General features: G+C 71.6%; 6 protein-coding genes. 4 read left to right on the top strand and 2 right to left on the bottom strand.

The window, feature by feature from the left end; genetic code table 11:
• Together ACWGIU_RS26005 and ACWGIU_RS26000 are read right to left on the bottom strand one after the other, a co-directional pair.
• The coding region (locus ACWGIU_RS26005) for a phytoene desaturase family protein (protein WP_453709626.1) at positions 1 to 819 on the bottom strand (819 nt) is incomplete at its 3' end.
• Entirely contained in the window at positions 812 to 1,264 is a 453-nt protein-coding gene (locus ACWGIU_RS26000) for an SRPBCC family protein (protein WP_453709624.1), read from the bottom strand. The genes ACWGIU_RS26000 and ACWGIU_RS26005, both read right to left, overlap by 8 nt.
• A gap of 287 nt (positions 1,265 to 1,551) precedes the next feature.
• Between ACWGIU_RS26000 and ACWGIU_RS25995 the strand changes: the two genes are divergently transcribed.
• The 4 genes from ACWGIU_RS25995 to ACWGIU_RS25980 form a co-directional block, all read left to right on the top strand.
• Positions 1,552 to 2,031 carry an MSMEG_6728 family protein gene (locus ACWGIU_RS25995; protein WP_453709622.1) on the top strand — a complete coding sequence of 160 codons (480 nt, stop codon included), beginning with the start codon at positions 1,552 to 1,554 and terminating at the stop codon, positions 2,029 to 2,031.
• Between the two features lie 313 nt (positions 2,032 to 2,344).
• Positions 2,345 to 2,692, top strand: coding sequence for an ATP-binding protein (locus tag ACWGIU_RS25990; RefSeq protein ID WP_453709620.1), 348 nt, complete (start codon positions 2,345 to 2,347; stop codon positions 2,690 to 2,692).
• Between the two features lie 189 nt (positions 2,693 to 2,881).
• Positions 2,882 to 4,066: a zinc-dependent alcohol dehydrogenase gene (locus ACWGIU_RS25985; protein WP_453709619.1), complete on the top strand. Its 1,185-nt coding sequence runs from the start codon at positions 2,882 to 2,884 to the stop codon at positions 4,064 to 4,066.
• Between the two features lie 269 nt (positions 4,067 to 4,335).
• Positions 4,336 to 6,444, top strand: a 2,109-nt coding sequence (locus ACWGIU_RS25980; RefSeq protein ID WP_453709617.1) for a catalase, incomplete at its 3' end; no start/stop codon positions are given.

Raw genomic sequence — 6,444 nt, 5'->3', positions numbered from 1 at the left:
GACGGTCGCCCCGCGCGCGTGCCGGACACCGACCGCCGTGCCGCCGCGTACGACGACGGACGCGACGCGCTCCCCGCAGCGCAGGACGCCCCCGCGGCGACGGAGGCGGCTCACCAGCGCGGCCACGAGGGCGCCGGCGCCGCCGACGGGAACCGGGAAGCCGTGGCTCTGGCCGAGCATCGACATGAGCCAGCCGAAGCCGCCGCTGCCCGCCGCCTCCGGTGCCAGGTCGGCGTGCAGGGCATTGCCGGCCAGCAGGAGCCGCCCGCCCTCGCCCCGGAACTCCTCCTCACCCAGGCGGCGCACCGGCAGAGCCAGCTTCCGGGCCAGCCGCAGGCCCCCGGAGGCACGGAGTTTCGCGGCCAGCCGGAGCCCGGAGCGGACCGGGGGGAAAGGAGTGAACAGGGCCTGTACGAGGTCCGGCCCCACCCGGGCCCACGTCCGGTACATGTTCTGCCAGGCGTCGGCGTCGGCAGCCGCGAACTCGGCCAGGCCGGCGCAGGTGTCCTGCACCCGGCGCTCCAGCACCGCGCACCGGCCGTCCGGCAGGGGGTGGGCCAGTACGGAGGGGGCGTGGCTCCAGCGCAGGCCCTCGGCGGCCAGGTCGAGCCGGGCGAGGACCGGGGAGGCCGCGGCGAGCGGATAGAAGGCGCTGAATACATCCGAGATGTAGTCCGGGTGCACGCCGCGGTCACTGCGTACGGCTCCTCCGGGCTCCTCCTGCGCCTCCAGGACCTCCACGCTCCACCCGGCGTCGAGCAGCAGGTTCGCGGCCACCAGGCCGTTGGGCCCGGCGCCGATCACCACCGCGTCAGGCACGGAGCACCTCGGCGGACTGTTCTTCCACGACCCTCGCCAGGCGGGCCAGCATGCCCCGGTGCCGGAGCTGGAGGGCCGCTTCGCTCACGGGGTTGTGCAGGGTCCCTCCCAGGCCGCGCAGGGGGTGCTCGTCGCAGACGACGAGGGTCTCCTCGCCCCACGGCCGGAGCTGGAGGAAGATCCGAGCCGTGCCGAGGGCCTTGAACGATGCCTCCAACTCCAGCTCCTTGCCGGTCTCCTGGTGACGTACGGTCGTCGTGCCTTCGGCGGACCAAGGGCCGAGCCGGACCGTGTAACGCAGCCGGGAACCCACTGCGGGCCAGGTGGGGTCGAGCGGCGTGGACCCGGACGGGCCCACCACCCACTCCCCGTACAGGGTCGGATCGGCGAGTACGGCCCACACCGCGGGAGGGGAGCGCCGGATGAGCTGATGCCGGACAGCCACGGGGACTCCTCTGCTACCGACGGTGTGTGACACGGTCATGGTGCCCCTACCCCGATCACGCCGCATCTCACGGGCTTCGGGCCGGCCCCCTCCGTCCGGCCGGACACGTGCGGGTGGGCCGGGCCGCCGGGCCCGCTCCGGTGGGCCCGACCCGCGGGGACGGGCGTACGGCCCGTCGAGAGGAATACCGCCAGGGCATCTGGCAGGCTCGCACCGTGCCCGCAGGGGAGTGGGTCAGGTGGCTCGCCTACCCGTTGCATCGCCGTCCCGTCTCGGTGGGAGACCTTGTGCAGACGTTCCTTCCGTTTCCGTCGTTCGGTGCCTCGGCAGCCGCGCTGGACGTGCGCCGGCTCGGAAAGCAGCGGGTGGAGGCCGTGCAGGTGCTGCGGGGTCTGGTCGTTCCCGGTTACGGATGGCGCAGGCACCCGGCGGTGCGGATGTGGGCCGGGTACGAGGAGGCTCTCGTCCGGTACGGGCTGGAGGTCTGTGGAGTGTGGACTGCCGAGGGGCGTGCCGACACCTGTGCCGCAACCCTGGTCCAGGACTTCGGGGCGTGGCAGCAGGGGGGAGCCCCGCGGACGCAGGAGCAGTTGGCCGCCGACGGGGACCTGCCGCCGTGGCTGGGCGCACCGGACTTCCATCGAAGCCATCAGTCCGCGCTTGTGCGCAAGGCCCCGGCGTTCTACCGGGAGCGCTTCCCGGGGGTACCGGACGACCTGCCGTACGTATGGCCCCGGTCCGACCGGGAGACCGACGGGGCGTCGTGAGCGCCGGGCCCCCGTACGGGGCGGGTGCCACGCCCCCGTGTGGTCGAGCTCTTCGAGCGCGGCGTCACGATCCGGCCCGCACTCGACGCGCTCGGGGAGGCCGGAGGTGGACCTGGTCGGCGCGGTTGCCGACGCGTACGGCGGCCCTCCTTGCTTCGCAGGGGGCCCGGGCGCGATGGGATTCCTACCGCCGCGGGGCGTCTGCCGGGTTTCTCCTGCCTGGACGGGGCAGGTGCGTAGAGGGGCCCAGGCGGAAGGAGGATGTATGGGTGTGCCCGTCCTGGATCGGTCCTTGCCACGTGAGGGGCAGAGCATGGGCTCAGCGCGCGACGCCACCCGTGCCTTTCTCCACCACGCCGCCCGCATACGGCCGCCCAGCCGGCCCGGGAACGACGACGCCGTCCTCCTGATCGTGGGTGAGCTGGTGGCCAACGCCCTGCGCCACACCCAGGGGCCCGCATGGCTCCACCTCGAACTGAACGGTGACCACATCGACATCCGCGTCACCGACACCAGCCCCGACCCGCCCCAGCCGCGCCCACCCCACACCGACGGAACCGGCGGCTGGGGATGGCAGCTGATCAACCACCTCACCACCGAGGTGCAGATCGAACCCACCCCCGACGGTGGCAAGACCATCTGTGCCCGCGCCCCGTGGTGAAGCCGGCGACGGAGGCCGGCGCGACCGGGGGCGAACCGGACCGGACCGTGGCCTCCGGGAGAGCGGGCAGACCGAGCTCCTGCGGTCGCCGCCATGGTCGTTCCCTTCGGCCACCTGCGCAGGGCACGACCGCGGCGGGGACCGGCAGAAGCGAAGCAGGACCGTCCGCCAGGAGGCGAAGGAGGCGTCATGAGGGCACTGACATGGCAGGGTAAGCGGGATGTACGCGTCGACACCGTCCCCGACCCCACGATCCGCGACCGCGACGACGTGATCGTCAAGATCACGACCACTGGCCTCTGCGGGTCGGACCTGCACCTCTACGAGGTCCTCGGCGCATTTCTCGACGCGGGTGACATCCTGGGCCACGAGCCCATGGGCACCGTCGAGGGGGTGGGACCGGACGTCACCTCCCTGAAGCCGGGAGACCGGGTGGTGATCCCCTTCAACATCTCCTGCGGGTCGTGCTTCATGTGTGACCAGGGGCTGCAGTCGCAGTGCGAGACGACGCAGGTCCACGAGCACGGCACCGGGGCCTCCCTCTTCGGTTACACGAAGCTTTACGGTCAGGTCCCGGGCGGGCAGGCCCAATACCTGCGCGTCCCGTTCGGGAACTCTCTTCCCATCCGGGTTCCGACCGGGCCGCCCGACGACCGTTTCGTCTACCTGTCCGACGTCCTGCCCACGGCATGGCAGGCGGTCGCCTACGCGTCCGTTCCGCCGGGCGGCAGTGTCGCCGTCCTGGGCCTGGGGCCCATCGGGGACATGAGCTGCCGCATCGCCGCTCACCGCGGCGCCGGTACGGTCATCGGTGTCGACCTCGTTCCCGAGCGCCTGGAGCGGGCTCGTCGGCGCGGCGTCCACACCTTGGACCTCCAGGCGTGTGGTGCGGACCTGGCCGAGGCCGTCCGGGCCCTCACGGGAGGGCGAGGCCCGGACGCCGTGATCGACGCCGTCGGTATGGAGGCCCACGGCAGCCGTATCGCCGCTGCCGCACAGGGCCTGACCAACCTCCTGCCGGACTCCCTCGCCGCGGCCATGATGAAGCGCGCAGGCGTCGACCGGCTGTCCGCGCTCCACACCGCCATCGACCTCGTCCGCCGCGGCGGCACCGTTTCGGTGTCCGGGGTGTACGGAGGTGCGGCCGATCCGCTGCCCCTCCTGACCATGTTCGACAAGCAGCTCACGTTGCGCATGGGTCAGGCCAACGTGTGGCGCTGGGTCGACGACATCCTCCCCCTGCTCATCGACGGGGATCCTCTCGGCGTCGACGACTTCGCCACGCACCGGCTGCCCCTCGAACAGGCGCCAGGCGCGTACGAGATGTTCCAGAAGAAGCAGGACGGCGCGGTCAAGGTCCTCTTCACACCGTGACGTGAGCGTCGTGGCCGCCGGACACCCATGGCGGCGCGCCGCCGATCCCACAGGCGCGGGCGCGCGCAGGGGAAGCGCCGGGGCGACGCGGTTCGTTCCGGTGGCCGGGTGGCCGGGTGGCCGGGTGGGCGGTCGGCACGCGCGGCCGCTCTGCCGACCGGCAGATGCCCGGAACACCGCTGAGGCGGGTGAGAAGCCTCAGGCCCCCGTTTGGAAGCGGACGCTTCCCGGTCATGGCTGAAGCGTCCAGCAGAACGCCCCTTGGAGACATGATGACCACGAAGCACACCCCTGCGGCCTCCGAGCCGGACGAGGACGGCCTGCCGGGCAAGCCGGGGCGGGTAACCCCGCCCGTGGCCGAGCCGACGCACCCCACGGAGCCCCTCCCGCCCAAGCCGGACCAGGAAGGGCCGGAGACCGTGAGCCCCACCGGGCAGGCCACCGGGGCGGAGCAGGCGCGCAGGGCGCAGAGCGGTGCCTACCTCACCACCGCCCAGGGGGCCCGGCTCCACGACACCGATCACTCGCTGAAGGCCGGCGCGCGGGGACCGGTCCTGCTGCAGGACCACCATCTGCGCGAGAAGATCACGCACTTCGACCATGAACGGATCCCGGAGCGGGTGGTCCATGCGCGGGGAGCCGCGGCGCACGGTGTCTTCCAGGGTTACGGCACGGCCGGGGAGGTGAGCCGGGCGGCCTTCCTCGCGAAGGACGTGGAGACGCCGGTGTTCGTGCGGTTCTCCACGGTGCTCGGCTCGCGCGGTTCGGCCGACACCGTGCGCGACACGCGGGGCTTCGCGACGAAGTTCTACACCGACGAGGGCACCTTCGATCTGGTGGGCAACAACATTCCGGTGTTCTTCATCCAGGACGCGGTCAAGTTCCCGGACATCATCCACGCGGGCAAGCCGCATCCGGACCGGGAGATCCCCCAGGCGCAGAGCGCGCACGACACGTTCTGGGACTTCGTGTCCCTGCACACGGAGGCCACCCACCACACCATCTGGAACATGTCCGACCGCGGGATCCCGCGGTCCTACCGGATGATGGAGGGCTTCGGCGTCCACACCTTCCGCCTGGTCAACGCTGCTGACGAGAGCGCGCTGGTGAAGTTCCACTGGAAACCGAAACTCGGCGTGCACTCCCTGGTCTGGGAGGAAGCCCAGCTGATCAGCGGGATGGACCCCGACTTCCACCGGCGGGACCTCTTCGACGCCATCGAGACCGGTGCGTTTCCGCAGTGGGAGCTGGGCATCCAGGTGTTCCCCGACACCCCGGACCAGATGTTCGAGGGCATCGATCTCCTGGACCCCACGAAGATCGTGCCGGAGGAACTGGCGCCGGTGCAGCCGATCGGGCTGATGACCCTGAACGCCAACACGAAGAACTTCTTCGCCGAGACCGAGCAGGTCGCCTTCCACCCCGGCCATCTCGTGCCCGGTATCGACGTCACAGACGACCCACTGCTCGCCGGCCGGCTCTTCTCCTACCTGGATACGCAGATCAGCCGGCTCGGCGGCCCCAACTTCGGCCAGATCCCCATCAACACGCCGCACGCCCCCGTCAACGACATGCTCCGCGACGGCATGCACCAGAGCGGCGTCCACACGGGCGTCGCCCCCTACCGGCCCAACAGCCTCGACGGCGGCTGCCCCTTCCTCGCAGGAACCGAAACGAGCGCCTTCATCGAGACGCCCGTGAAGGTGCCGGCGGCGAGCAAGGTCCGTGAGGCACCCGCCTCCTTCTCGGACCACTTCTCCCAGCCGCGGCTCTTCTGGCTCAGCATGAGTCCGCCGGAGCGCGAGCACATCGTCGCCGCGTACACCTTCGAGCTGAACAAGTGCTACGAGAAGGCCATCAAGGAGCGCACCTTGGGGGTCCTGGCGAACATCGACCCCGAGCTGTGCGAGAAGGTCGCCGAGGGCCTCGGCCTGCCGGTGCCGGCTCCCACCGTGACCCTCGACGCGGTCGATCCCAGCCCGGCCCTCTCGCAGGTGGGGCAGACCTGGCCCGTCGACGGACGAGTGGTCGGCATCGTCGCCGATGCCGCAGCCGACCTCGACGGTGTGCGGAGCGCCCGACAGGCCATCCTGGAGGCCGGCATGGTGCCCCTGGTCATCGCCCCCGCCGGCGGCACGCTCGGCTCCGACGGCGCACCGATCGCCGTTCAGCGCACCTTCGCCACCGCCCGCTCCGTCGAGTTCGACGCCCTGCTGTTCGCCGGCGCACCCGAGCCGGGCTCCGATGCCCACGGCGCCCGGGATGCCAAGGCCGGCGCACCCGGGCGGCAAGATTCCGATCCCCGCGTGATGCTCTTGCTGACCGAGGCCTACCGCCACGGCAAGGTTCTCGGCTGCTGGAACGGCGCCGACCAGCTC

This window comes from Streptomyces sp. NPDC054840, assembly GCF_053611065.1.
Note: the sequence above shows the minus strand (reverse complement) of the source record. Positions and strands in the feature narration are given on the sequence as shown.

Excerpts from the sequence above, each read along its gene's own strand:
- ACWGIU_RS25990 (WP_453709620.1), top strand. The coding sequence starts at position 2,345 with ATGGGCTCAGCGCGCGACGCCACCCGTGCCTTTCTCCACCACGCCGCC.
- ACWGIU_RS25985 (WP_453709619.1), top strand. The coding sequence starts at position 2,882 with ATGAGGGCACTGACATGGCAGGGTAAGCGGGATGTACGCGTCGACACC.